The following is a 401-nucleotide window of genomic DNA, read 5'->3' on the forward strand; positions in this document are numbered from 1 at the left end:
CGCCGGCCAACCCGGCGCGCAGTGTTTAAAACAACTGCACTGCCATATGGCAGACTTGACTACGGTATCACCTTCTCATCCGTTCCCACCATTTCATTGCTCGCCTGCGCGGTCATCTGACCGGCGCTAGCGCACTTTTAAAAACTGGTGGAGGTGAACGGGATCGAACCGATGACCTCCTGCTTGCAAAGCAGGCGCTCTCCCAACTGAGCTACACCCCCCGGGAAGAACGTGCACCATCGATAATGGTGGGCCTGAGAAGAGTTGAACTTCTGACCTCACCCTTATCAGGGGTGCGCTCTAACCAACTGAGCTACAGGCCCGGAACGTTAGTTCGCTGCGCTAATCTGAATGCATCGCATCCATCTGCATTTCCATTCAACAGACTTAAAGCCCTTGAA

General features: G+C 54.1%; 2 tRNA genes. Both read right to left on the reverse strand.

What is annotated here, in order from left to right:
- Nucleotides 1-145 precede the first annotated feature (145 nt).
- A tRNA-Ala gene (locus tag THS27_RS26485) sits at nucleotides 146-221 on the reverse strand.
- A 25-nt stretch (nucleotides 222-246) separates the two neighbouring features.
- A tRNA-Ile gene (locus THS27_RS26490) sits at nucleotides 247-323 on the reverse strand.
- Nucleotides 324-401: the final 78 nt, after the last annotated feature.

The sequence above is a fragment of the Thalassospira sp. MCCC 1A01428 genome (genome assembly GCF_002115825.1).
Classification (GTDB): domain Bacteria; phylum Pseudomonadota; class Alphaproteobacteria; order Rhodospirillales; family Thalassospiraceae; genus Thalassospira.